Source organism: Myxococcus sp. AS-1-15, from assembly GCF_020037055.1.
Taxonomy (GTDB): Bacteria; Myxococcota; Myxococcia; order Myxococcales; family Myxococcaceae; genus Myxococcus; species Myxococcus fulvus.
The window spans coordinates 593,051-618,450 of sequence record NZ_JAIQDF010000001.1 but is presented as its reverse complement, the minus strand read 5'-3'; the positions used below and the strand labels follow the sequence as shown (position 1 = coordinate 618,450).

The window sequence follows — 25,400 nt, the reverse complement described above, 5'->3', positions numbered from 1 at the left end:
GTCAGGCCCTGGGCGCCGCCCGCTTCCGCTTCCGGGGAGCGGGCCCGCCGTGAATCTCCGAGGCGATGGCCGCCAGCATCTGCGCGCCCCGGCTGCGGGGCGCGTACTCGAAGATGGTCTTCCCGTGGCTCTGGGCCTCGTCCACCTTCACGTCGTAGCCCAGCGGCGTCGTGGCGAGTGACTCCGGGAAGTACGCCCTGAGCCGCTCCAGGATGGCCGTGGCCAGCGCCGTCTTGCGGTACAGCGTGGGCACCACCTTGGTGACGCTCAGGTCCGAGCGGCCCTCGGCCTCGCCCACCTGCCGCACCGTGTCCGCCACCTCGGCGCAGCCATCCAGCGCCAGGTACGTCAGCGCCACCGGCACCACCACCTCCGTCGCGGCCACCAGGATGTTGCGCGTGGTGAGCCCCATGGACGGCGGCGAGTCGAAGACGACGGCGTCGTAGCCCGCGTCCTTCGCCGCCTCCAGGCGGTCCGCCAGCCGGTGCGAGCGCCGCGCGTGGGACGCCACCACCACCGGGAAGTCCGCCATCTCCTTGTACGAGGGCAGCACGTCCAGGCCGGCCACGGCCGACGGCCGCACCACGTCCGCCAGGGCGACGGTGTCGTCGGTCAGCAGGTGGAAGACGTTGCGAGGAAGCGTGCGCACGTCCAGGCCGAGCGCCTTGCTCGCATGGCCCTGCGTGTCCAGGTCCGCCAGCAGCACGCGCAGGCCGCGCTCCCTGACGAGCCAGGCGGCGGTGTTCACCGCCAGCGTCGTCTTGCAGGTGCCGCCCTTCTCGTTGATGAAGGCGATGCGCCGCATGGTGGCCTCGGGCTCCCCCGGACCTGTCCGGGTGCTTACTTCTTCGACGGCGCCTTCTGCGCCACCAGGGTGTCCACCTTGCTCTCCACCGACGCCAAGAGCCGCTCCAGGTCATCCACCTTCGAGCGCAGCTGCTCCAGGTCCGCCGTGGAAGGCAGGTTCATGGCCGACAGCGCCGAGCGCAGCGCGCTGTCCAGCGTGCCCTTGGCCGACAGCGAGCGCGACACCAGCGTCTGCACCGCCGCCACGAACTTCTCGTTGGAGAGCAGCTGCTGCGCCAGCTTGCCGACGCGCTCCTCGCCCGTCTCCACGAGCTTCTTCATCACCGGGTTGTTCTTCAGCATGGGACGCCTGGTTTTCACCCGCCCGGTGGAACCCCACCGTCGGGACGTCGGGAAAAAGACGCCGCACTCTGCGAGGGGGCAACGCGACGTGTCAAGCAAGGCAACAACCCCGGGCCAAACGCGTTGACTCCTGGAGACTCGATTCCTACGGTTCGCCGCTCGCTTATGGCAGGGCTCCTGGACAAGCGGTTGTGGGTGGTCTCCGGCAAGGGCGGCGTGGGCAAGAGCACCGTCGCCGCGGCGCTCGCCCTGCGCTCGGCGCGCGCAGGGCGTCGGACGCTGGTGTGCGAGGTGAACACGCAGGAGCGCATCAGCCGCTTCCTCGAGCACCCTCCCGCCGGCCCCGAGGTGAAGCTGTTGGAGGAGAACCTCTGGGCCGTGGACGTGCGCCCGCAGGAGGCCATGCGCGAGTACGGGCTGATGGTCCTGCGCTTCGAGGCCCTCTACAAGACGGTCTTCGAGAACAAGCTGGTGCGCTACTTCCTGCGCTTCGTGCCGTCCCTGCAGGAGCTCGTCCTGCTGGGGAAGATCATGTACCACCTGCAGGAGAAGCTGCCGGACGGGCGCTGGCGCTTCGACACCATCGTCCTGGACGCGCCCGCCACCGGCCACGCCATCTCCTTCCTGAGCGTGCCCCAGGTGCTCGTGCAGACGGTGCCCCCGGGCCCCATGTCGCGCGAGGCCCAGAAGATGCGCGACCTGCTGGTGGACCCCTCCGTGACGGCCGCCATCCTGGTGGCGCTCCCGGAGGAGATGCCGGTGAACGAGGCGCTGGAGCTGCACGCCGCGCTCACGGACCGGGTGAACCTCCGCACGCACGCGGCGGTGCTCAACCAGGCCATCCCCGAGCGCTTCACGGAGGCCGATTTGGAGGCCCTGGCGGGCCACCCCGAATTGCACCACGTGGCCCAGGCGCACCATGACCGCGCGGCGCTGACGGTGCTCGCGGGCACCAAGCTGGAGCGCAACCTTCACACGCCGGTGTTCAACATCCCCCGGCTGTTCCTCCCCGCCTTCGGGCGGGACGCCATCGAGCAGGTCATGGGTCACCTCGAAACACTGGTGATGGGGGAGCGGTGAGCACCACGGCCCTCGCGCCCGCGCTCGCGAACAAGCGCGTCCTCATCTGTGTCGGCTCCGGCGGTGTCGGGAAGACGACGGTGGCCGCCACCCTGGCCCTGCGCGCGGCGGTGGAGGGCCGTCAGAGCCTGGTGTGCACCATCGACCCGGCGAAGCGGCTGGCCAACTCGCTGGGCCTGTCCGCGCTCGGCAACGCGGAGACGCAGGTGCCGGCCTCCGCGCTGCAGCCGCTGGGCGTCACGCCGCGCGCGGCGCTGTACGCGATGATGCTGGACATGAAGCAGACGTGGGATGACCTCATCACCCGCGTCGCGCCTCCGGAGCAGCGCGAGCGCATCCTCGCCAATCGCTTCTACCAGTCGCTCTCCACGGCCCTGGCGGGCAGCCAGGAATACATCGCCATGGAGAAGGTGTGGGAGCTGCGCCGCAAGGGCGAGTACGAGCTCGTCGTGCTGGACACGCCACCCACCGCGCACGCGCTGGACTTCCTGGACGCGCCCAACCGCGTGCTGGACTTCCTGGACAACGAGGCGGCGAAGTGGCTGCTGGCGCCCGCGCTGAAGGCGGGCAAGCTGGGCCTGTCGCTCTTCAACCGCAGCGGCTACGTGCTGCGCGCGCTGTCCAAGTTCACCGGCACGGAGATGCTCCAGGAGCTCTCCAGCTTCATGCTGTCCCTGTCGGGCATGAACGAGGGCTTCCGCGAGCGGGCGCGCGGCGTGCGCTCGCTCCTGGAGGACAAGACGACGGGCTTCGTGCTCGTGACCAGCCCCCACCCCGAGCGCATGGACGAGGCCATCCACTTCAACAGCCTCCTCAAGCAGCACCGCATGGAGGTGGTGTCCCTGGTGGTGAACCGCGTGCACCCGCTGCCCACCGAGGCCATGTGGGCGGACGCGGCCACGCTGACGCCCACCCGCCGCGCCAAGGTGGAGGAGACGCTGCGCGAGCTCCAGGTCCTGGCCGAGCAGGACCAGAAGGGCATCGCCCAGTTGCAGGCCGCCTGCCCGGGCATCCCCCTCATCCGGGTGCCGCGTTTCGGGCTGGACGTCCACGACATCACCAGCCTGTGGCAGACCGGACGCTACCTGCTGGGAGACGACACCTTCTGAGCGGGCCCGGGCTCACCCCTCGTCGCGGCCAGCAGCCGCCCGGGGGCCGGACAGGCGGGACGGCGGCGCGCGCGCCCCGGACGCATTAAACTGGGCGCGCCCACCCTCGGCGGTGGGAACTCCAGGGCACGGCGCGTTGTCCGGAGACGGCAGGGCCAGGAGGACGCATTCCGTGACGCGGAACGAGCGAACGTACATGTCGGTCAGTCGCTGGGGCTGGGTGTTGGCGCTGGGCCTGGGTGTCGCCGGATGTCGGACGACGGGCGCGGCGGGCAGTTCGGACACCGCCCAGGTGGTCCCGGCCAAGCAGGAGATTGAGTTCGACGCGGTGACGGTGACCGCGGACCTGGAGCTGGACAAGCTCAACGACGAGGAGCTCTTCGCCGGGGGCACGTCCGCCTTCGCGGCCAACGACTTCAAGCAGGCGGCGCGCTTCTTCGGGCGGCTGGTGGACTTCCACCCGAAGAGCCAGCACCGTCGCGCGGCGCTCTACAACGCGGGGCTCGCCCACCAGCGCCTCAAGGAGTGGGAGGAGGCGTGGCTGCGCTTCTCCGAGCTGGCGGACGCGAAGGCGGGCCAGGGGGACGCGCTGGACGCGTCCTTCCGCGTGGCGGAGACGCAGTACCACCTGGAGCGCTACGACGAGGCCGTGGCCCTTCTGGCCACGCTCGCCGCGCGCGAGGACATCCCGGTCAACCGCCGCATCGAGGCGCGCGTGCAGCAGGGCGTGTGTGAGCTGGAGGCGGGCCGCACCGACGCCGCCGAGGCCACGCTGCGCAAGGCCCTGTCCGCCTACGAGGCCCTGTCCGACAAGGACGAGGTGGACGACTACTTCCCCGCGCAGGCGCACTTCTTCGTGGGAGAGCTGTACCGGCTGGACTACGAGGACGTGAAGCTGGACCCCTCCAAGGGCGCGGACAAGCTGGCCGAGGACCTCAACTACAAGGCGGAGCTGCTGCTCTCCTCGCAGGGCCACTACCTGCGCTCCATCCGCGTGGGCAACGGCTACTGGGCCACCGCGTCGGGCTCACGCATCGGCGCGATGTACGAGGACCTCTACGCGCAGATGGTGAGCTCGCCCGCCCCCGCGGAGCTCAACGCGGAAGAGGCCGTCGTCTACCGGCAGGAGCTGCGAAAGAAGATTCGCGTGCTGCTCACCAAGTCCATCAACATCTACGAGCGCACCCTGGAGACGGCCGAGCGCATCGGCTCGCAGAGCAGCTTCGTGGACCGCACGCGCGAGAGCCTCGCCAAGGTGAAGGCCCTGCTGCTGGCGGACGCGGAGGGCGAGCCCCTTCCCGAGCCTCCCGCGTCGAAGGACGAGCCCCACACGTGAGCCGCGGCTGAAGTCGCCCGGAGGCCGCCCCACTGGGCAGCCCCGGGCCGGGCGGCGTAGCCTGGGGCCCTGCCATGGAGCCCCTCTTCACGCCCGAGCAGCTCGCGGAGATTCACGCCTACCACCTGCCCCACTACATCCGCGCGGCGGTGAACCCCTTCGCACGGTTCGCCCTGCTGGCGCTGATGTTGGGCGTGCTGGTGCGGCCCTTCTTCCGCATGGCCACGGCGGCCGCTGCGGGGCTGGAGCGCCGCTTCGGCATCCTGCGCACCGCGCCCGTCAGCCGCGCCTTCTTCAGCGCCATGGACCGGCTGTGGGGTGAGTCCGGCTGGGGCGCGGCCGTCCTCTTCGCGCTGATGACGGACCTGTTCGTGAAGCTGGTCTACGCCCCCGTGGACATCTGGTTCGCGTACACGCTGGAGCACCAGCACGGCATGTCCAACTACACCCCGGCCGCCTTCGCCCGGGACATGCTCAAGGGACACCTGCTGGGCGGGTTCGCCATCGCCGCGCTCGTCATCGGCCTGTATGGACTGGCCCGTCGCACGCGCCACTGGTGGTGGGTGCTGGGCGTGCCCGTGGCCCTGCTGATGCTCGTCTCCTCCGCGCTGGACACGTACCGGGGCCGGCTCTACTTCGAGCAGGAGCCGCTGCCCCCGGGGCCTTTGCGCACGCGGATGACGGCGCTGATGGCCCAGGCAAACATCACCTTCTCCGACGTGCTGGTGGAGAAGACCTCCGTGGCCTCGCGGCGCATCCAGGCGTACTTCGCGGGCCAGGGCCCCACGCGCGCCATCGTCCTCAACGACGTCATCCTCCAGGAACTCTCCGAGGACGAGGTGCTCGCGGCCGTGGCCCACGAGGCCGGCCATGTGCAGGAGCAGAAGTGGCCGGGCCGCATCGCCTCCTCCCTGGCTGTCGTCGCGCTCCTCTTCGCCATCGACCGGATGCTGCGCGTCGCGGCGGCGCGGAGCTGGTTCGGCACCTCGCGCTTCGCGGACATCCGCACCCTGCCGCTGCTCTCGCTGCTCCTGTCGCTCGTGCTGCTGCTGGGCGCGCCCATCGCCGGAGCCTTCTCCCGCGAGCGCGAGCGCACGGCGGACCGCTTCGCCCTCAACCTCACCCACGACGTCGACGCGTTCCGCCGAATGCTGGTGAAGGCCGCGCGCGTCAACAAGATGGACCCCGACCCTCCGCGCTGGGTCGTCCTCAAGGGCATGAGCCATCCCCCCGTGGGCGAGCGCCTGGCCGACCTGCCCGCGCCCTGACGTGAAAAAGCGGCCGGCAGGTGGGCTCTCCCCTTCCCCTCCCCTCTCCACCCGAGCCCACCCGCCGACAGCCGCCGCCGGGCCACTCCCCCGAGCGCCAGCGGCACTTCCTCCCCCCCACGCCACCCAGCTACGGCTGCTGGGCGTCCTGCTTGAGCTTCTCCACCGCGACCAGCGTGATGGCCTTCACCAGCGCCCGCGCCCTGCGCCCCGCCGCCGTCTCACCGTGCGGGTCCACCTCCACCGCCTTCGACAGGTCCGTGAAGCCCTGCCGCTCCCCCTTGCGCAGGTACAGCTCCCCCCGGTTCGCCAGCGCCACCGGATGCCCCGCGTCCCGCGCCAGCGCCGCGCTGAACTCCGCGATGGCCTCCTCCAGCCGCCCGAGCTTCTGGTACACGGTGCCCAGCGCCGCGTGAGCGCCCGCGTCCCGAGGATTCCCGGCCACCAGCCCCTCGAAGAGGATGCGCGCCTCCTCCAGCCGCCCCGCGGCCGCCAGGTCACACCCCACCTGCGCAATCGCCTTCGCCTCCTCGAAGGTCATCCCCTCCACCTCCGCCCACGTCGCCTCGCCCCGCGCGAAGGACCGCATCCTGTGCACCGCCCCGGTCTCCATCCGCATGCCCTCGACTCCCTCGTGTTTGATGACGCGGCCCATGGACTCAGGCTCCGCGCAGGTTGGAGATGGCCGTCTTCGCCATCTCGTTGAACTTGGCGGACATGTTGCTCATCAGGTCGAACATGGCCTTGCGCTTCTCCAGCAGCCGCTGCAGCCGCAGCTCCAGCTCGCGCATGTCCCCGTCGAGCTTCGCCGCCTTCTTCTTGTCCACGTCCGTGGTGCCCAGCGTCGCGCGGTCCTCGCCCGCGGTCGCCATCTGCTCCATCACCTCCATGATTTCGGTGTCCGTGTCGCTGGAGATGGCGCCGAGGATCGCCTGCACCTTGTCCTCGATGCTCATGCGCGGGTTGTCGACGATGCCGCGAACACTCGAGCTCGCCTTGCTCGGCGTGTTCGTCTTCACGTCCTTCGACTGCTCCAGCTCCGCCTTCACATCCAACCAGCCGATGATGCCGTCGCGCCCGTCGATGCCCGCCGCCATCTCCAGCCGGTCGAAGTACTCCGGGTGGTCCTTGAAGAACTGCGCGGCCTTCTTCAGCGTCGAGGACGCTCCCTGATTGTTCAGCAGCGCCAGCATGTCCGCGCGAGTCACGCGGTCATCCTTCACGCCCGACGCCGTGTCGAACGTCCCCCAGTTGTCGCGCAGCACCGCCACCGCCTCGAGGTACTCGCGGAAGTCCGGGTCCTTCGACGTGGGCGGCTTGCCGCCCCCCACCGGCCCCGCGCCGCCCGAGCCATTCGAACCACCCGTGCCACCGGTGCCTCCCGTACCGCCCGTGCCACCTCCGGTCCCCGGTGACGGATTGCCCGGCGGGGTGGGACGCGGCCCCGGGGACGGCCCACCGGTGGTGGGCGGAGGCGTCGTGCCGGGCGGGCAGTCCTCCTGCTTGGGCGGGGACACCGGCGGCGCCGTCGGCCGGCCATAACGGGCGAACTCCTCCCCCACCCGCTTGAGCTCCGCGCGGACGCCCGACAGCTTGATGCGGTCGTCGTTGTAGATGCTCCCCAGGACCGGCATCAGCGACGAGAGCAGCCCCCGCGAGTCCACCCGCTCGAACAGCGCCGCGTTCTGCGTGAGGAACCGGGCCGCGTCGCGAAGCTGCGGGGACAGGCTGGCGTCGTTGGCCGCGCGCCGCAGCTCCTCCTTCGACAGCGAGCCGGACTTCTTCCCGTCCGCGAGGTCCAGCTGCTCGAAGTTCGCCTCCAGCACCTTCAGCGCGGCCTCGTACTCCAGCATCTTCGGGTCCAACGCGCTGGTGCTCGCGGGCAGCAGCGGGGCATAGCCCTGGGTCTTCCCGGCGGCCCCCGCCGAGGTCGCGTACTCCGTCTTCGCCGCCGGGTTCTTCTTCAGCTCCTCCGCCACGCCCGCCACGCCCGTCCCCGCCTGCAGCACGTTGCCCGTCATGACGCCCGTGGCGGCCTTGATGGAGCTGGAGACGAGCGGAGAGAGAGTCCCCGCGTCCCCCGCCCCCTCCATCGCCGTGCCCTCCGGGCGGGCCAGCAGGTTCGTCGCGCTCTTCAAGAAGTCCACCATGAGTCCTCCCACGCGGCGGGTTGATGGAGTGCCGCGCGATGACTCGTGGGGGTTGCAGCGACGGTGCCGGCAGGCGGCCCGGCGACCACGCGAGCGAATTCCGTCGGTTAGCCGGACTGACAACCCGGGCACGTCCCCGTCAACGGACGGCGCGGTCCGTGAGGGAGGATGCGGTTAAGTTGCGCCACGCATGCGAACCCTGGGTTTGGACTTCGGAACCAAGACCATCGGCGTGGCAGTCTCGGATGGCCTGGGCCTCACCGCCCAGGGCGTCACCACCATTCGCCGCACGTCCCTCAAGGCGGACCTGGCCGCCCTCGGCGCCCTGGCGCGCGAGCACGAGGCGGACCGCTTCGTCCTCGGCCTGCCGCTCAACATGGACGGCTCGGAGGGCCCCCGCGCGGAGGCCTCGCGCAAGTTCGCGGACGCCCTGACGCAGGCGCTCGGCATCCCGGTGGAGCTCTGGGACGAGCGGCTGTCCACCGTGGCCGCCACGCGCACGCTCCTGGAAGCGGACGTCAGCCGCGCCCGCCGCAAGGAGGTCATCGACCAGGTGGCCGCCCAGTTCATCCTCCAGGGCTGGCTGGACGCGCGCCGCCCCAGGGACACCGACTACCACCCGGACGACTACGACGACGACGAGCCCGGACACTCCGGGTGACGCCGGGCGGCTACGGCCGGCGCCGGTAGACGTGCAGCGGAGCGGTGAAGCCGTCCAGCTCCTCGTAGGCGACGCCGTCCAACGTCAGCGTGCGCCCCTCCAGCCTCACCCCGGGGTCCTTCGCCAGCGAGCCCTGGTCGAAGCGCACCAGCACCTCCGGCCGTGCCTCCCCCAGGAGCTTGCGGAAGGTGTCCCAACGCACGCGCGCGATGCGCTCCTCGGGCAGCCCGGAGAAGAAGGCCACCTGCAGGTCCATGTAGTTGGGGTCCGTATCCAGCGCGAGCGCCCCGCCCTTCTCGGCCACCTCCGCCTTCACGAAGTCCGCCACGCGCATCACCGGCACGGGGTTGGTCGACGTGGGGCTCACCGGCCGCAGCGACGTCTGCAGGCGCCCGTCGTCGCGGAACGTGTACAGGCCCAGCGCCACCGGCAGCACCACCGCGAGCAGCGCGGACACCCCCGCCACCGCCTTGCGCGCGCCCTCGCCGCGCGAGCCCATCAGCGCCCAGAAGCCGAACGCGACGAACACCGGCACCACCGCCAGCTGCGTCACCGTGAAGCGCCCCAGCGGCACGAAGTTGAGCAGCACCACCGCGCGGAACGTGAAGTACGCCGCGGGCACCGCCGCCGCCGCCACCAGCCAGCGCGTGTCCGGCCGCGCCTTCCACGCCTTCACCATGCCCCACAGACCGAGCAGCCCCACGCCCGGCGTCAGGGTGAAGAGCGCCACGCCCGGCCAGAAGAACAGCTGCTGCGCGCGCCAGCCGATGGCCGCCCCCGAGCCCGCCGAGGAGAGCACCCAGTCCCGGTGGAAGTCCTCCACCGCCTTCACCGGGTAGAACGGGTCGCCGTGCATCAGCTCGTTGCCCTGCATCCACAACAGGGGGAACGGCAGGCACGCCAGGCCGAAGCCCACCGCGCGCGTCACCGCCGCCACCTTGTCCTGGCTGCTGAAGAACAGCCCCAGGCACAACAGCGGGATGTACATCCACGCGTCGTAGCGCAGCGCGCACGCCAGGTTGAGCATCAGCGCGGCCTGGAACAGCGGCGCGAAGCGGTTCTCGTCCACCCCCTCCGCGTAGAACGCGAACGCGGCCAGCATGAAGAACAGCGACACCGCCTCGCTGCCCGCGGTGGTGGAGAACTGCAGGTGCATGCCCCACGCGCTGAACACCAGCGCTGCCACCACGCCCGCACGCCAGTCGAACAGCCGCCGCGTCAGCGCGAACAACGGCACCACCGACAGCACGCCGAACAGCAGGCTCACCACGCGCCCGGCCACCTCCCGGTCGAACACCGACAGCGCGATGCCCACCAGGTACAGGTGCAGCGGCCCGAACTGGTACGCGCCATCACCGTACGCGGTGATGAGGTGCGGGGCGCGCAGCCACCGCTCCGCCAGCTCCGTGCGCACCACCGCGTCGCCGTACAGGTTCTCGTTCACGAAGAAGACGAGCAGCCGGGGCACCAGCGCCACCGCCAACAGCACTCCGATGAGGAGGCGCGTGCTCGGCTCGGGCGCGGGGGACGGGACCGCCGCGAGACTCGGCACGGAGGACGGAGGGTGGGAGACAGAGGTAGGTGCGGTCGCCATGACGCGCGGCAGGATACGCAGGCACGGCCCAAAGCCAAGCCGGCGACCCCGTCTTCTCCAGCCTCCCCGCAGCCGACTTCACCCTCAGCGAACCGCGCGCCGGAGCGAGCACACCGCCGCCCTCGCGCGCCCCGGAGGCACAGCGGGCCCGAGCCAACGTGTACCGCGTGGCGAATGTATCACCCTTCGGTGCAGGCACGCCCGCCTGGCTGCTGTCAGGGATGTCTTGGCGCCCCTCACCTGCACCGCCGACATGTGGAAGGAACACAGACGCCGCCCCACAGCCAGCCAACAGTCCGCCTCCGGCAAGGCCGTCAGGCGTTCAATACCCCTCGCGTTCCGGGGGGGCACCTACCCCGTTGCACGCGCCGCCCTATAATCACCCTTGCCTCTTCACCCCGTGGAGGGGGCGCGCCTGTTCCGGCGTCCTGCCCCTGACACGAGCGTAACGCGCGGTCCCATTCCGCGGCGGGGTCCCGAATTGGCTGCAGGGCTGTCGTGCCTGGGACCTCGGCGGGATGGTTGTGGAATGGCAATCCAGCCCTCCAGGTTCACCATTCTGGCCCCCTAGGGCGCGAGTGCCTCGCACCCCAGGCCGGCTTCCGAGGGAGAGACATGAGGGACGCTGAGAAGGGTTCGTGGGTCTCCAAAATCGCCGCGCTCCAGGACGCGAAGACCTACGCGGAGCTCAACTGGGAAGGCAACTTCGAGGAGTACCTCGAAATCGTCCGGAAGAACCCCAAGGTGACACGCACCGCCTTCCAGAGGATCTACGACATGATCCTCAGCCACGGGAAGACGGAGTACATCGACAACAAGAAGAAGCTCATCCGCTACCACTTCTTCAGCGACGAGAAGTTCGGCGGCAAGGACGCCATCTTCGGCCTGGATGTGCCGCTGATGAAGCTGGTGAACGTCTTCAAGTCCGCCGCCCAGGGCTACGGCACCGAGAAACGCGTCATCCTGCTGCACGGCCCCGTGGGCTCGTCCAAGTCCACCATCGCGCGGCTGCTCAAGAAGGGCACCGAGGACTACTCGAAGACGCCCGAGGGCGCCGCGTACACCTTCTCCTGGACCACCGACAAGAAGCTGCCGGACGGAACCGTCGTGAAGGAGAAGATGAAGTGCCCCATGAACGAGGAGCCGCTCAACCTGGTTCCCCGCGAGTGGCGCGCCAAGGTCTACCAGGAGCTGTCGCCGCCGGACTCCGGCTACACCATCCCGGACGGCTCGGAGCTGTGCCCCGCCTGCCGCTTCGTCTTCAAGGACCTGATGACCCAGTACCACGGTGACTTCGCGCGGGTGATGGACCACGTGCGCGTCAACCGCCTGGTCTTCAGCGAGAAGGACCGCGTGGGCATCGGCACCTTCCAGCCCAAGGACGAGAAGAACCAGGACTCCACCGAGCTCACCGGTGACATCAACTACCGGAAGATCGCCGAGTACGGCTCGGACTCCGACCCGCGCGCGTTCAACTTCGACGGCGAGTTCAACATCGCCAACCGCGGCATCATCGAGTTCGTCGAGGTGCTCAAGCTGGACGTCGCCTTCCTCTACGACCTGCTCGGCGCGTCGCAGGAGCACAAAATCAAGCCGAAGAAGTTCCCGCAGACGGACATCGACGAGGTCATCCTCGGCCACACCAACGAGCCCGAGTACAAGAAGCTCGAGAACAACGAGTTCATGGAGGCCCTGCGCGACCGCACGGTGAAGATCGACGTGCCGTACATCACCAAGCTCGCCGAGGAGGTGAAGATCTACGAGAAGGACTTCAACTCCCGCGCCATCAAGGGCAAGCACATCGCGCCGCACACGCTGGAGATGGCGGCCATGTGGGCGGTGCTCACGCGCCTGGAGGAGCCCAAGAAGCACAACCTGTCGCTCCTGCAGAAGCTCAAGCTCTACAACGGCAAGACGCTCCCCAACTTCACCGAGGACAACATCAAGGAGCTGCGCAAGGAGAGCATCCGCGAGGGCCTGGAGGGCATCTCCCCGCGCTACATCCAGGATAAAATCTCCAACGCGCTGGTGAGCGACAAGGGCGAGGGCTGCATCAACCCCTTCATGGTCCTCAACGAGCTGGAGGCGGGCCTCAAGACGCACTCGCTCATCAACAACGAGGACGCGCGCAAGCGGATGAAGGAGCTGCTCACCTCCGTGAAGCAGGAGTACGAGGACATCGTCAAGAACGAGGTCCAGCGCGCCATCAGCGCCGACGAGGACGCCATCGGCAAACTGTGCGGCAACTACATCGACAACATCAAGGCCTACACCCAGAAGGAGAAGGTCAAGAACAAGTACACCGGCCTCTACGAGGAGCCGGACGAGCGGCTGATGCGGGCCATCGAAGAGAAGATCGACATCCCCGACAGCCGCAAGGACGACTTCCGGCGCGAAATCATGAACTACATCGGCGCGCTGGCGGTGGAGGGGAAGACCTTCAACTACCGGACCAACGAGCGGCTGCACAAGGCGCTCGAGCTGAAGCTGTTCGAGGACCAGAAGGACAGCATCAAGCTCAAGAACCTCGTCTCCTCCGTCGTGGACAAGGAGACCCAGGAGAAGATCGACCTGGTGAAGGACCGGATGATGAAGAACTACGGCTACTGCGAGATCTGCTCCACCGACGTGTTGAACTTCGTGGCGAGCATCTTCGCCCGCGGCGACGCGAAGGAGTAACCACCTCAGGAGAAGGGCGAGCCGTCGTGACCTTGAAGATCCACCAGGACCACTCCCGCTTCAAACAGATCGTCCGCGGGAAGATCAAAGCCAACCTGCGCAAGTACGTGCAGAAGGGCGAGATGATTGGGAAGAAGGGCAAGGATGCCATCAGCATCCCCATCCCCTTCATCGACATCCCCCGCTTCAAGTACGGCCACAAGGAGCAGGGCGGCGTCGGACAGGGTGACGGCGAGGTGGGCCAGCAGCTCGGCCCCGGGGCGGTGGAGCCCGGGGACGGGCACCAGGCCGGCCAGGGTGAGGGAGACCACGCCCTGGAGGTGGATGTCACGCTCGAGGAGCTGGCGCAGATACTGGGCGAGGAGCTGCAGCTGCCCCACATCGAGCGGCGCCAGAACGAGAAGATCATCACCCAGAAGATTCGCTACACCGGCATCAACACCACCGGCCCCGAATCCCTGCGCCACTTCAAGCGCACCTTCAAGCAGGCCCTGCGCAGACAAATCGCCGCCGGCACCTACGACGCCGCCAGGCCCGTCATCATCCCCACCCGCGAGGACCGCCGCTACCGCAGCTACAAGCTGCAGGACCTCCCGGAGACCAACGCCGTCATCATCTACATGATGGACGTGTCCGGCTCCATGGGTGACGAGCAGAAGGAGATCGTCCGCATCGAGAGCTTCTGGCTCGATACGTGGCTGCGCCACCAATACAAGGGCCTGGAGGCGCGCTACATCATCCACGACGCGGTGGCGCGCGAGGTGGACCGCGACACGTTCTTCCATACCCGCGAGTCCGGCGGGACGATGATCTCCAGCGCCTACAAGCTCTGCCGCGACATCATCCTGGCCGACTACCCGAAGAGCGCCTGGAACGTCTATCCGTTCCACTTCAGCGACGGGGACAACTGGAGCGCGGACGACACGCGCCAGTGCATCGAGATGCTGCGCAACGACGTGCTGCCCAACGTCAACCAGTTCGCCTACGGACAGGTGGAGTCCCCCTACGGCAGCGGTCAGTTCATCAAGGACCTTCGCGAGGCGGTGGGTGACACCCCCAACGTCGCGCTCAGCGAAATCGCGGACAAGGACGCCATCTACGCGTCCATCAAGGACTTCCTCGGCAAGGGACGCTGAAGAGCCAGCGCCCCCACCTGTCCTCCGGAGAGACTTCCCGATGCCCAAGAGCCTTACGCCCCGTCTCGCCGCGCTGAGGGATGAGATCCACGGCTACGCGAAGGAGTTCGGACTCGACTTCTTCGACACCGTCTTCGAGATGGTGTCCTACGACGAGATGAACATGGTCGCCGCCTACGGCGGCTTCCCCACCCGCTACCCGCACTGGCGCTGGGGCATGGAGTACGAGCAGCTCTCCAAGGGCTACGAGTACGGCCTGAGCAAGATCTACGAGCTCGTCATCAACAACGACCCCTGCTACGCGTACTTGATGGAGAGCAACCCGGAGGTGGACCAGAAGCTGGTCATGGCCCACGTCTACGGTCACTGCGACTTCTTCAAGAACAACTTCTCCTTCCGCCACACCAACCGGCGGATGATCGACGAGATGGCCAACCACGCCACGCGGGTGCGCCGCTGGGTGGACAAGATCGGCGTGGAGAAGGTCGAGGACTTCATCGACCGGACCCTGAGCCTGGAGAACCTCATCGACCAGCACTCGCCCCACATCCGGCGCAACCCGGACCCCAGGCGCGCCGAGGACGAGCTCAAGTCCAACGAGCGCGTGGAGGGCTTCAAGGTCGGCCGCGAGTACATGCGCGGCTACATCAACCCGTCCGAGTTCCTCGACTCTCAGCGCAAGAAGGTGGAGGACGAGAAGCAGCGGGCCAAGAAGTTCCCCGAGCGCCCCCAGCGCGACGTGCTGCTCTTCCTCCTGGAGGAAGCGCCGCTGGAGCCGTGGGAGTCGGACATCCTGGCCATCCTCCGCGAGGAGGCCTACTACTTCGCGCCCCAGGGCCAGACCAAGATCATGAACGAGGGGTGGGCCAGCTACTGGCACTCCACCATCATGACCCGCAGGGCGCTGCGCGACGACGAAATCATCGACTACGCGGACCACCACTCCGGCACCATGGGGACGCGCCCCGGCGCCATCAATCCCTACAAGCTGGGCATCGAGCTGTGGCGGGACATCGAGGAGCGCTGGAACAAGGGCCGCTTCGGCAAGGAGTGGGACGAGTGTGATGACCTGCGCGCCCGCCGCAACTGGGACAAGAAGCTGGGCGCCGGACGCGAGAAGATCTTCGAGGTCCGCAAGCACTACAACGACATCACCTTCATCGACACGTTCCTGACGCCCGAGTTCGCGATGGAGCAGAAGCTCTTCGTGTATGGCTTCAACGACAAGCGCAACTCGTGGGAGATCCTCGACCGCGAGTTCCGCAAGGTGAAGAGCAAGCTGTTGCAGGGGCTCACCAACTTCGGCCAGCCCATCATCGAGGTGGTGGACGGCAACCACGAGAACCGCGGGGAGCTGTTGCTCGCGCACAAGCACGACGGCCAGGACCTCAAGGGTGACTACGCCCGCGAGACGCTGCGCAACCTCCAGTCCCTGTGGCGCCGCCCCGTCAACATCATCACCCGCTACGACAACAAGGGCGTGATGCTGCGCTTCGACGGGACGAACCAGACGGAGAAGAAGGTGGAGCTGTAGCGCCCCAAGCAGCCGGAGACCCGCTCACGGGCGGGTCTCCGCGATGGCGGCGGACCGCACGGGCGCGAAGCCTGCGGCCGGCCCCTGCGACACCAGACGCTCCAGCGCGGTGCACAGCGCATCCACGCGGCCGAAGCGCGCGGACGGGTCCTCCTCCAGACAGCGCTCGACGGCCTCCGCGAAGTCCAGGTCGATTCCCGGCACCAGGTCCACCAGCGGCACCAGCGCGGCCGCCACCCGGCCCGCCTCCAGGTCCGCACCGGAGGCGCGCACATGCGGGACACGCCCCGTGCACAGCTCGTACACGAGCAGCCCCAGGGCATACAAATCACTCTGCGGCGTGGCCGGCGCCCCCAGGCGCACCTCGGGCGCCATGTAGCGCGGCGTGCCGACGACGCCCGGCACGGCCCACGGCTTCGAGCGGTCCGTCCCCACGAAGGCCGCGAGCCCGAAGTCGAGCAGCTTGATGCTGCCATCCGCGTCCAGGATGGCGTTGCCCGGCTTCACGTCCCGGTGGAGCACCCCGCGCTGATGCGCGGCCCTCAAGCCCCGCGAAAGCCCCAGCGCGATGTCCAGCACGTACCGCCACGGCAGGGGCGGCGCCAGCTCCGCCAGGCTCTTGCCGTCCACGTACTCGTACACCAGATACGGCCGCCCCTCGACCTGCCCCGCCCGGAACACGGTGACGACGTTGGGGTGCTTGATGCGGGCGATGGCGCGCGCCTCGATGGCGAAGCTGTCCAACGTGCTGGTGTCCGGCTCCAGCGCGACGCTCAGCTTGAGCGCGACGAGCCGGTCCAACGACGTGTCATGCGCCAGGTACACCGCGCCCATGCCCCCCCGCCCCAACAGCCGCACCAGGTGGAACTCGTCCAGCACCCCGGGCGGCACCCAGGTCCGCGCCACCGTGGGCCCCCAGGCAGGCGCGGGCGCGTCCACGCTCCCCGTCTGGCTGCGCATGACGGCGACCAGCAGTTCCCGACACGCGGGGCACTCGGCGGCGTGGCGATGGACGCGCCCCCTCGCCGCGCCGTCCAGCCGCTCCTCGACGAGCGCCACCACGTCTTCCTCGCACAGGCAGCCGGATGTAAGGATTTGACACCCCCCTGTATGCCCCCGGTCAGAGCCTCTCACAAAACGGACTTCATCCGGTAAAGCGAGAAACTCTCCCCTTTCATGCCCAAAGACGACCTTCACTCAGATTAACCCGCACTCAGAGTAAGTCAGGCTCCATCGGTTATAATGGCGGCATGGAGGAGGGGGGCTTGGCATTCGCACCGTTATTCCTGGCGCATGCGGGCGTCCCGCCGGAGGACGTCACGCCCGAGGTGTTGGAGCCGTGGCTGTCACGGCTCTGGAACGAAGGCCGGGAGCACTGGCCGGACATCCCGTTGGGCGCCGAGAGCTTCATGCGACACCTGGCCCTCCACCTCCCGCGCCTGGCGCCGGGCGAGGACTGGGGGACGGCGCTGGAGCGGCTCGAGGCCGGCGACCTCTATCTGGCGTGCGGCTGCGTGCAGGGACTGGGCACGGCGCTCGCCGCCTTCGAGCGGCACCACATGGCCAGCGTGCCGACGGTGCTCGCGCACATGCGGCTGCCGGCGGCGATGGTGGACGAGGTGCGTCAGCAGGTCCGTGAGCGGCTGCTGGTGCGCACCGCCGCCGCGCCCCGCATCGCCGAGTACTCCGGCCGGGGCACCCTGGCCAACTGGGTGCGGGTGGTGGCCCTGCGCACGGCCCTGAGCCTGCTGCGCAAGTCCCAGGAGCCCTGCCCGTCGAGCGACACCGTCCTGGAGCTGCTGCCCACGCCCGCGCCCGACCCCGAGCTGGAGGCCATCCAACGCCGGTACCACGACGCGTTCCGGAAGGCCTTGGAGGACGCCTTCGCCATCCTCCCCGGAGAGCACCGCTACCTGCTGCGCCTCCACTTCGTGGACCGCCTCTCCACCCCGAAGCTCGGCACCCTCTTCGGCGTCAACCAGTCCACCGTCTCGCGCTGGCTGCACAGCGCCCAGCAGGCCGTGCACGACGAGACGCGGCGCCTGCTCAAGGAACGCCTGGACCTCTCCTCCCAGGAGTTCACCAGCGTCCTGCGCAGCGTGGAGAGCCATCTGCATCTCAGCCTCACGCGCATCCTCGATGAAACAATTCACCCAAAGTGAATATCGAGAATTGATGCATAGGTTGATTCGGGCGTGCGTCTTCAAGACGCGAACGTCGCTCGGGCCCGCCTGGGGCTCGCGCTCACGCCATCCACGTCCACGCCTCCCCCCGCGGTAGCGGAAGCCCTCCGCCGCCGCGGACATCCCCCGTCCATCCCGAGAGGCCCCGTGTCGGCGCGGGCGTCGCTCGGCCCACCCAGACCGAGACACCATGCGGCCCCTGCCCCGACGTGCCCATCCCTTGCTTGGAATGAAGCTTGAGGCCCTGCCCTTGTTGGGGGCGCTCGTCCTGGGATTCATCGCCTGCGAGGAGCGCCCGCCCCAGGGCGCCTCCGCCCAGGGGCCCGGTTCGGCTCCGAAGCTGGCGCCGTTGGGCCGCGCCCCCGAGGCGCGGCGCGTCCCCGACGAGTACATCGTCGTCTTCTCCGAGGGCATCACGGGGCAGGCCATCGACTCGGCTGTGGGCCGGGTGGCGCGCGCGGGCGGCATCAATCAGGTGCGGCACCGCTACCAGCTCATCCCCGGGTTCGCGGCGCGCCTGGACAGCGCCCAGGTGGAGCGGCTGCGCGCCGAGCCGGGCGTGGCCCTCATCGAGGAGGACCAGCAGGTCACCCTCAGCGCCACGGTGCCCAGCCCCGCGGACGGCATCGACCGGGTGGACCAGCGCCAGGGGCGCGACGGCCAGTACAACGACTTCGACAACACGGGCGCCGGGGTGCACGTGTACGTGCTCGACACGGGGCTCAACACGGAGCACTCGGAGTTCACCGGACGGGTGGGCTCGTCACAGAGCTTCGTGCCGGATGGCCGGGGCATCGAGGACTGCCACGGCCATGGCACCCATGTGGCCAGCACCGCCGTGGGCACGCTCTATGGCATGGCCAAGGAGGCCACCGTGCACCCGGTGCGGGTGCTGCGGTGCAACGGCCTGGGGACCTGGGGGGCCATCATCGCGGGCATGGACTTCGTGCGCGCCGACTGTCCCCGGCAGGACGGGCCCTGCGTCGCGAACGTGAGCATCACCGGGCCGCTGTACGTGCCGGCGAACCTGGCCGCCGCGGCGCTGGTCAACGCGGGCATCCCGGTGGTGGTGGCCGCGGGCAATGACGACCTGAACGCCTGCACCCAGTCCCCCGCGAGCGAGCCCCTGGTCATCACCGTGGGCGCCGTCGACGACGCGGACGTCCGGGCGACGTTCTCCAACTGGGGCCCGTGCGTGGACATCTTCGCGCCGGGGGTGAGCATCCTCGGCGCCTGGATGGGCGACGCGGTGGCGAGCGTCGTCGACGAGGGCACGTCCATGGCCAGCCCCCACGTCGCCGGCGCGGTGGCGCAATACCTGGGCACCCACCGCACCGCCACGCCCGCGCAAATCGTCGCCAACCTGCGCGACTCCGCCACGCTCGAGTGCGTGGAGGACCTGAAGGGCTCGCCCGACTCGCTGCTCTTCAGCGACCTGACGCAGGGCAACGGCTTCTGCGTGGGCGAAGCCAACAGCTGCGTGGGCCTGTGCGGCGTGGGCGCGGAGGGCTGCTTCTGCGACCCGAGCTGCCTGGAGTTCAACGACTGCTGCCCCGACTTCCAGCAAGTCTGCATGTGAGAGCCGTTCCAAGCGGAGGAGGAAACACCATGTCACGAGCACGTCGTTTTCTGGTGATGGGTAGCACCGCCTGCCTGGCCCTGCTGTCGGGCTGCACCTCCAGTCCCCACGAGCAGCAGGTGGCGGACTTCGGCCGCACGCTGCGCGGGCTCGGCGACGCCACCCGGCTGAGCCAGGCCGAGTGGACCACGTACCGGGCGGACGAGGCCTACCTGCATTCCATCGCCAAGCCGGACGTGCGCGTCCGGTTGAACCTGGCGGACCCGGCCCAGTACCGCTTCGCGAAGGCGCGCCTGAAGCTGGCGGGCAAGACGCCGGAGAACTCGCCGTACCTGTTCGAGGCGCTGGCCGCGCGCCAGAAGGAGCACGTGTCGCGGGGCTTCGCGCCGGGCCAGCTGTCGTCGGAGGACGCCGGGCTGGCGACGTCCGCCGAGCGCAAGGAGATGCACGCCATCGAGTCGGCCAACGCGGGTGAGACCACGCGCGAGGAGAACGACGGGCAGGGCGTGTCCACGTCCACCTTCCCGGGCGGCACGTACTACACGTACACGGACACCAACTTCACCGACCAGACGGGCCACCCGCTCACCCAGCTCGCCTGGGCGGAGGAGTACGACCAGGGCACCAACCTCACCGTCCCGACCACCGCGAACCTGGGGCTCACCCAGCTGGGCCGCTACCGGGTCTCCTCGTACAAGGTCGAGGACTCCGTCGAGGGGTTCAAGGACTCGTACCTCTACTCGGAGTTCGGCTCGCCGCCGGGCACCACCTCCACGCGCCCCACGTACTCCGCGCTCACCGTCCAGGCGCCCGTGGACACGGTGCTCAACGACAACCTCATCTCCGTGTGCCTCAACCGCACGTGGACCCAGGACTGCGACTACGACCTGACCGGCACCCCGCAGGCCATCAAGCTGCCCCTCAAGGGGCAGCTGTCGCTCACCTCCGCGCCCCACACCTTCGACCAGGCGAAGATCAACCAGTTCAAGGCGGACCTGGCCCTGGGGACGCCGACGTATGAGGTGGGCCACCTCAAGCTCATCCTCACCAACGCGGGCGGCGGCTGCGACGTGACGGACGGCAACCTCATCGAGGCGAGGATGGGGCAGTTCTGGGACCGCGCCTCCCTCAGCGCCGACAAGAAGACCTTCTCCTGGGATTTGACGGGCGCCCACGCGGCCTTCTTCGACGACGGCTGCCGCCAGGTGCAGGACGAGGTGAAGCTCACGTTGAAGATCGTCCTGCCCGTCGTCGGGACGGGCGGCGCCACGTACCAGTCCTCCGTGACGCTGAGCAACGACCGCGCCGTGCCGCGCCCGGACTACACCTTCAAGAAGATCACCGTCACCAACAGCTGCCTGGCGGCGGGGACGCAGATCGCGCTGGCCGAGGGCAAGGTGGCGCCCGTGGAGTCGCTCAAGGCCGGCGACAAGGTGAAGAACCCGCACCAGCCCACGCTCACCGTCATGGACACGGCCGTGGGCACCGAGACGGTGCCCATGGTGCGCATCCGCAGCGCGGCGGGCCACAGCCTGTTGATGACGGAGATGCACCCCATCCAGGTCCTGGCGCGCGGCATGGTGCAGGCCCGCGCCCTCAAGCAGGGCGACGTGGTGATGACCCAGGCGGGCCCCAGCAGGCTCGTCGAGGTCAGCCGCGAGCCGTACGCCGGCAAGGTGTACAACGTGAAGGTCGGCTCGGACGCGGAGAAGCTCGCGCTCGCCCAGGACCAGACGGTGGTCTACGCCAACGGCTTCGTCGTGGGTGACGGGCAGATCCAGCAGAAGTACGAGTCCATCGCCCAGACGCAGAAGAGCGCCGACGTGCTGGCCTCGCTGCCGTCCCGGTGGCACCGCGACTACAAGCTGGCCGCCCGGCGCCAGTAGCCGCCCAGCAGCGAGGGCGCGGCCCCGAAGGCCTCCGCGCCCCTCGCCCGACGTCATCACCCTTCCAGACCGCCGGCCATCCAGTGGAAGTCCGCTGGATGGCCGTGCCCGTTGCCGCCCCGCCGTTCGCCTCCCGCCGCCCCAGACCTCGGAGTGAACCTGATGCAGCCTCGCAACGTCCCCCTGCTCCCGCTCGTCCTCGCGCTGGCCCTGGCATGTGGCGACGCCAGCCCTCCCGAAGCCTCACCGCCCCAACAGCAATCCCAAGCGACGCTCCGGGAGGAGGCGCAGCGCGCGGAGCGGCGGCGCATCGCGAGCCGCCAGGTCGTGCAACCCGCGGCCCAGCTCGCGCAGGCCACCGCGCCCGACCTGGCCGCGGCGCTGGACATCCCCGCGGGCATGCTGGTGAGCAGCCAGCTCACCGCGCCCGCGCCCGACCAGACGACGAAGGTCATGTCCAACTACGGCATCATCACCCCGCGCAAGGGCCCCTCGCTCATCGTGCTGGGCACCGGCTACGTCAATGACCGCGCCCGGCTGCCCGAGCCCGGCACCGACTTCGCCCCCGAGGGGGCCGAGGGGGACGTCGTCACCCTGCGGCTCACCCTGAACGTGCCCGCGGGCATGACGCGGCTGTCGTTCGACTACCGCTTCCTGAGCGCCGAGTCGCCCGACTTCGTGGGCAGCGAGTACAACGACCAGTTCACCGCGCACGTGCAGGACGCGCAGGGCACGCGCCTGGCCGAGCAGACCTCGGTCAACAGCGCGCACTTCTTCGACGCCTCCGCCACGCGCGCCAAGGACACCCAGTTCGACGTGCTGCTCGCGGACGACCCCTCGGGCGTGGACTTCTTCCCGGCGACCTACCCGGACGGCATCCAGCTCTTCCCGGACGCGGGCATCACCGACTTCAAGACGGTCAACGTGGCCATCGCCGGCGGCGGGCCGGTGACGCTCGTCTTCGAGATCCGCGACCTGGGCGACGGCATCCTGGACTCCAGCGTGGTCATCGACAACGTGAGCATCTCCAGCCTGGAGAAGATCGACCCCAACCCCATCCTCATCGACCCGCTGCTGCGCAAGGTGGAGACCAACCCGGGCCGGCTCGCCACGCTGGGCACGCCCGCCAGCGGCGTCGCCGCCGACGGCGTCAGCGTCATCCTGCTGCGCGCGCGGCTGCCGGGCCCCGGCACCCTGCGCTTCAAGCTGGGCGACACGCACCTGCCCGCCAACGGAGGGCTCAGCCTGGTGGGCTCCTCGGACGCCCCCACCAACGTCATCGACGCGACCGCCCAGCAGGTCGCGACCAACCAGTACTACGCCTTCGCGCTCTACACCGCGCCCGAGGACTTCATCCGCCCGGGCCAGGAGACCGCCGACAGGCTGCTCAAGAAGCGCGCCGTGACGCTCTCCACCCTCTACACCCCGGCCAATGGGACGCCCTTCCCGGACACCCACGAAATCGAGGTGGTCCGTCCGCCCATCGTGGCCATCCATGACCTGTGGTCCGACTGCCAGTACTGGGAGTGGCACGCGGGAATCTCCTCCAACATCCTGTTCGACGTGACGTGCGCCGACTACTCGACGACCAGCTCGGAGAGCATCGACTCGGAGGCGAACCGCGCCGCGCTCGGCAAGGCCATCCGGGAGGCGCTGCTGGAGATGCGCCTGCGCTACATCGCCGTCACCCAGGTGGACGCGCTCGCCCACGGCATGGGCGGCATCATGGCGCGCAGGTTCGCCGCGAGGAGCGACTACCTGCGCGCCGACAACTTCAACAAGGGAGACCTCAACCGGCTCATCCTGCTGAACACGCCCCACGCGGGCAGCGCCATCGCCAAGGCCATCGTCGACACCCGCAACCACATGAAGGGGACGGCCAGCTACCAGGTCGCCTGGGACGAGCTGAAGCTGGAGATGCTCCGGGACTTCAACGTCTCGCTCGAGGTGAACTCGGGCACCACGTCCTTCGAGGACCTGCAGCCGGGCAACCCCCTGCTCACCTCCGTGGGCGTGACGAACGTGCCCACCCACGTGCTGGTGAGCCTCAACGGGAAGAACATCGAGCGTCCCCAGGGACAGGGCATGCTCTTCGACCACATCAAGGTCCTCTACACCAACATGGAGGCGTACCACCCGCTGGTGGACAAGCTCACGCCCCCCGCGAACTGGAACCTCATCATGCGCGCGAAGACCTCGCGCAACCCGCAGCAGGCCGCGCAGCCCAGCCGGCTGTTCTGCGACAAGGACTACGACATGTTCGCCTCGGAGGCGGACCAGCGCGGAGGCGCGCCCACCACCGCCACGACGTCCTTCGCCATGGACGCGAGCGTGCCGGACCTCGAGCACTTCAAGACGCCCTCCAACACCAGCTACTACGCGAGCATCGTCAACCTGCTCAACAGCCCCGTGGCCAGTGACAGCTTCGCCCCGTCCCTCCCCGCCCCCGTCGCGGCCACCAACTGCCCGCCGCCGGACGCGGGAGGCGGCGGCGCGTGGATGCCCGACGACGAGCAGCTCGCGCCGGAAGAGGAGCCGCTGCCCGTCATCACCGGGTGGGAGCGCCCCTCGCCCCTGCTGGCCTCCGGCGGGATGCGCATCGTGTCCCCCGCGCCCGGCACGGCGGTGAGCCCCGGGAGCACCCTCACCGTGGTGACCGAGGGCACCGGCGGCTTCGCGCCCCACCTGGTCTATGTCTCGAGCACCGACAAGGCGGTCGTCATCCCCGAGGCGCCCTTCACCACCACGTTCCAGGTGCCACCCCACGCCATCGGCACGGTGCAGCTGGTCGCCACGGGCATCGACGACGCGCGCCAGCGCAGGTCGTCGCCGCCCGTGTCCCTGCAGGTCGTCTCCTCCGCGCAGCTCAACCTCATCTCCGTGCTCAACGGCGATGGCGTCCTGCACGGGGTGGGCTCCACGCGCAACCTGGTGGTGACGGGCCTCTACAACGACGGAATCAAGCGCGACATCACCTCCCAGGCGGTGGGGACGGTGTACTCGTCATCGAACGAGGCCATCGCCACGGTGTCGACCGCGGGCGTCGTCACCGCGCAGGGGCCTGGCATCGCCACCATCGTCATCCGCAACGGGCCGGCCGTCACCAGCATCTCCGTCACCGTCGTGGAGCAGCGCGTGGAGCACTGCATCCAGGTCCGCCTGGCTGACTACAACCTCCTCGTCGCGGAGGACTACCGACAGGGCAATGACGTGGCGGGCCGCGTCGCCGCCGGCGGCAGCATCTTCCTCAAGGACTTCCGCGTGGGCTGGAACCTGCCCGACACCGACACCGACAACCTCCTGGTCGCCGGGAGGGACCTGAACCTGAACAACGGCACCGTCTGGGGTCACGCCCGGTTCGGCGACCGCTACCTGCCCGCGGGCACCCTCACCTTCCCGCGCGGCTCGGTCACCCGCGGCACGCCCATCCCCTTCACCGACGTCCTCGGCTCGCTGCGCAAGCTCTCCGCGGACCTGGCCGCCCTGCCCCAGCAGGGCACCACCACCCTCGAGCCCTGGGGTGGAATCTTCCTGCGGGGCACCCACCCCAAGGTGAATGTCTTCCACGTCCAGGCCAGCGCCATCGCCAGCGCGGCGCTGCTCACCATCGAAGCCCCCGCCACCTCGCTCGTCGTCATCAACGTCCGAGGCACCTCCCCCCTGTTCACCAACTTCGGACATGTCTTCGCCGGCGGCATCGACGAGCACGGCGTGCTCTTCAACCTCCCGGAGGCCACCACGCTCACCGCGTTTGACTATGGCTTCTACGGAACAGTCCTTGCACCCCATGCCCACGTCTCCTTCAGTGATGGAGCCTGGGTGGGCGGCCTCTACGCGCGCTCGATGACAGGCAATGCGGTTGGCCATCTGGGCCAGCTGCGGGATAGTGATATCTGTCGATGAAGGCTTCGGGTCCCCTCGCGGGGACTCGCGCGACATTTCGTGGGGGGTCAAGTGCCCAAGCGTCCAGGGAGCGGTGTCTCCGTCGTGGTACTGGCCCTCGCCTGCTGGGGCGGGTGCGCGGTGGAGCCCCCCACGCCAGGCCCCGTCGACTCG

18 protein-coding genes are annotated in these 25,400 nt (G+C 69.1%); 12 read left to right on the top strand and 6 right to left on the bottom strand.

From position 1 onward, the window contains the following. Position 1: 1 nt before the first annotated feature. Positions 2-805 (bottom strand): ParA family protein, encoded by an 804-nt coding sequence (locus K8625_RS02540; protein ID WP_223748098.1) that lies wholly within the window; start codon positions 803-805, stop codon positions 2-4. A 35-nt stretch (positions 806-840) separates the two neighbouring features. Beyond that, positions 841-1,149 carry a hypothetical protein gene (locus K8625_RS02535; protein WP_141332524.1) on the bottom strand — a complete coding sequence of 103 codons (309 nt, stop codon included), beginning with the start codon at positions 1,147-1,149 and terminating at the stop codon, positions 841-843. Between the two features lie 165 nt (positions 1,150-1,314). Here K8625_RS02535 and K8625_RS02530 point away from each other — a divergent pair, with 165 nt between their 5' ends. The 4 genes from K8625_RS02530 to K8625_RS02515 all read left to right on the top strand — a co-directional run bounded on the left by K8625_RS02530 (position 1,315) and on the right by K8625_RS02515 (position 5,942). Next, on the top strand, positions 1,315-2,229 hold the full coding sequence (locus tag K8625_RS02530) for an ArsA family ATPase (RefSeq protein WP_223748097.1): 915 nt from the start codon (positions 1,315-1,317) through the stop codon (positions 2,227-2,229). Next, positions 2,226-3,338 (top strand): ArsA family ATPase, encoded by a 1,113-nt coding sequence (locus K8625_RS02525; protein WP_223781734.1) that lies wholly within the window; start codon positions 2,226-2,228, stop codon positions 3,336-3,338. Before K8625_RS02530 ends, K8625_RS02525 begins: the two co-directional genes overlap by 4 nt. A 196-nt stretch (positions 3,339-3,534) precedes the next feature. Next, positions 3,535-4,674 (top strand): tol-pal system YbgF family protein, encoded by a 1,140-nt coding sequence (locus tag K8625_RS02520; protein ID WP_223781733.1) that lies wholly within the window; start codon positions 3,535-3,537, stop codon positions 4,672-4,674. A 74-nt stretch (positions 4,675-4,748) separates the two neighbouring features. Then, on the top strand, positions 4,749-5,942 hold the full coding sequence (locus K8625_RS02515) for a M48 family metalloprotease (RefSeq protein ID WP_223781732.1): 1,194 nt from the start codon (positions 4,749-4,751) through the stop codon (positions 5,940-5,942). 130 nt (positions 5,943-6,072) lie between these two features. On the opposite strand, the gene K8625_RS02510 is transcribed toward K8625_RS02515, so the two are convergent. Together K8625_RS02510 and K8625_RS02505 are read right to left on the bottom strand one after the other, a co-directional pair. Beyond that, the gene (locus tag K8625_RS02510; RefSeq protein WP_141332029.1) at positions 6,073-6,597 is read right to left on the bottom strand and encodes a tetratricopeptide repeat protein; all 525 of its coding nucleotides are present in this window, start codon (positions 6,595-6,597) and stop codon (positions 6,073-6,075) included. 4 nt (positions 6,598-6,601) lie between these two features. Then, positions 6,602-8,092, bottom strand: a complete 1,491-nt coding sequence (locus tag K8625_RS02505) for a hypothetical protein (protein WP_223748093.1) — start codon at positions 8,090-8,092, stop codon at positions 6,602-6,604. Between the two features lie 190 nt (positions 8,093-8,282). On the opposite strand from K8625_RS02505, the gene ruvX reads away from it, so the two are divergent. Further along, positions 8,283-8,753, top strand: coding sequence for a Holliday junction resolvase RuvX (ruvX, locus tag K8625_RS02500; RefSeq protein ID WP_223748092.1), 471 nt, complete (start codon positions 8,283-8,285; stop codon positions 8,751-8,753). 10 nt (positions 8,754-8,763) lie between these two features. Here the strand turns inward: ruvX and K8625_RS02495 are convergent, their stop codons facing one another. Further along, positions 8,764-10,347: a glycosyltransferase family 39 protein gene (locus K8625_RS02495; RefSeq protein ID WP_223748091.1), complete on the bottom strand. Its 1,584-nt coding sequence runs from the start codon at positions 10,345-10,347 to the stop codon at positions 8,764-8,766. 615 nt (positions 10,348-10,962) lie between these two features. Here K8625_RS02495 and K8625_RS02490 point away from each other — a divergent pair. From K8625_RS02490 to K8625_RS02480, 3 genes are read left to right on the top strand one after another with little or no spacing between them, the layout of a single operon-like run. Continuing rightward, positions 10,963-13,026: a PrkA family serine protein kinase gene (locus K8625_RS02490; protein WP_141332033.1), complete on the top strand. Its 2,064-nt coding sequence runs from the start codon at positions 10,963-10,965 to the stop codon at positions 13,024-13,026. 26 nt (positions 13,027-13,052) lie between these two features. Further along, entirely contained in the window at positions 13,053-14,162 is a 1,110-nt protein-coding gene (locus tag K8625_RS02485; protein ID WP_141332034.1) for a DUF444 family protein, read from the top strand. Between the two features lie 40 nt (positions 14,163-14,202). Next, the gene (locus K8625_RS02480; protein WP_223748090.1) at positions 14,203-15,696 is read left to right on the top strand and encodes a SpoVR family protein; all 1,494 of its coding nucleotides are present in this window, start codon (positions 14,203-14,205) and stop codon (positions 15,694-15,696) included. A 24-nt stretch (positions 15,697-15,720) separates the two neighbouring features. Here K8625_RS02480 and K8625_RS02475 read toward each other — a convergent pair whose 3' ends face one another. Further along, positions 15,721-16,755, bottom strand: a complete 1,035-nt coding sequence (locus K8625_RS02475; protein ID WP_194869484.1) for a serine/threonine-protein kinase — start codon at positions 16,753-16,755, stop codon at positions 15,721-15,723. 206 nt (positions 16,756-16,961) lie between these two features. On the opposite strand from K8625_RS02475, the gene K8625_RS02470 reads away from it, so the two are divergent. The 4 genes from K8625_RS02470 (at position 16,962) to K8625_RS02455 (ending at position 25,247) form a co-directional block, all read left to right on the top strand. Next, complete coding sequence (locus K8625_RS02470) at positions 16,962-17,858, top strand: sigma-70 family RNA polymerase sigma factor (RefSeq protein WP_223748089.1); 897 nt, start codon at positions 16,962-16,964, stop codon at positions 17,856-17,858. 250 nt (positions 17,859-18,108) lie between these two features. After that, complete coding sequence (locus K8625_RS02465; protein WP_223748088.1) at positions 18,109-19,458, top strand: S8 family serine peptidase; 1,350 nt, start codon at positions 18,109-18,111, stop codon at positions 19,456-19,458. Between the two features lie 29 nt (positions 19,459-19,487). Then, complete coding sequence (locus K8625_RS02460; RefSeq protein WP_223748087.1) at positions 19,488-21,344, top strand: Hint domain-containing protein; 1,857 nt, start codon at positions 19,488-19,490, stop codon at positions 21,342-21,344. Between the two features lie 162 nt (positions 21,345-21,506). Next, positions 21,507-25,247, top strand: a complete 3,741-nt coding sequence (locus K8625_RS02455; RefSeq protein ID WP_223781731.1) for a choice-of-anchor A family protein — start codon at positions 21,507-21,509, stop codon at positions 25,245-25,247. The last annotated feature ends 153 nt before the right edge of the window (positions 25,248-25,400 follow it).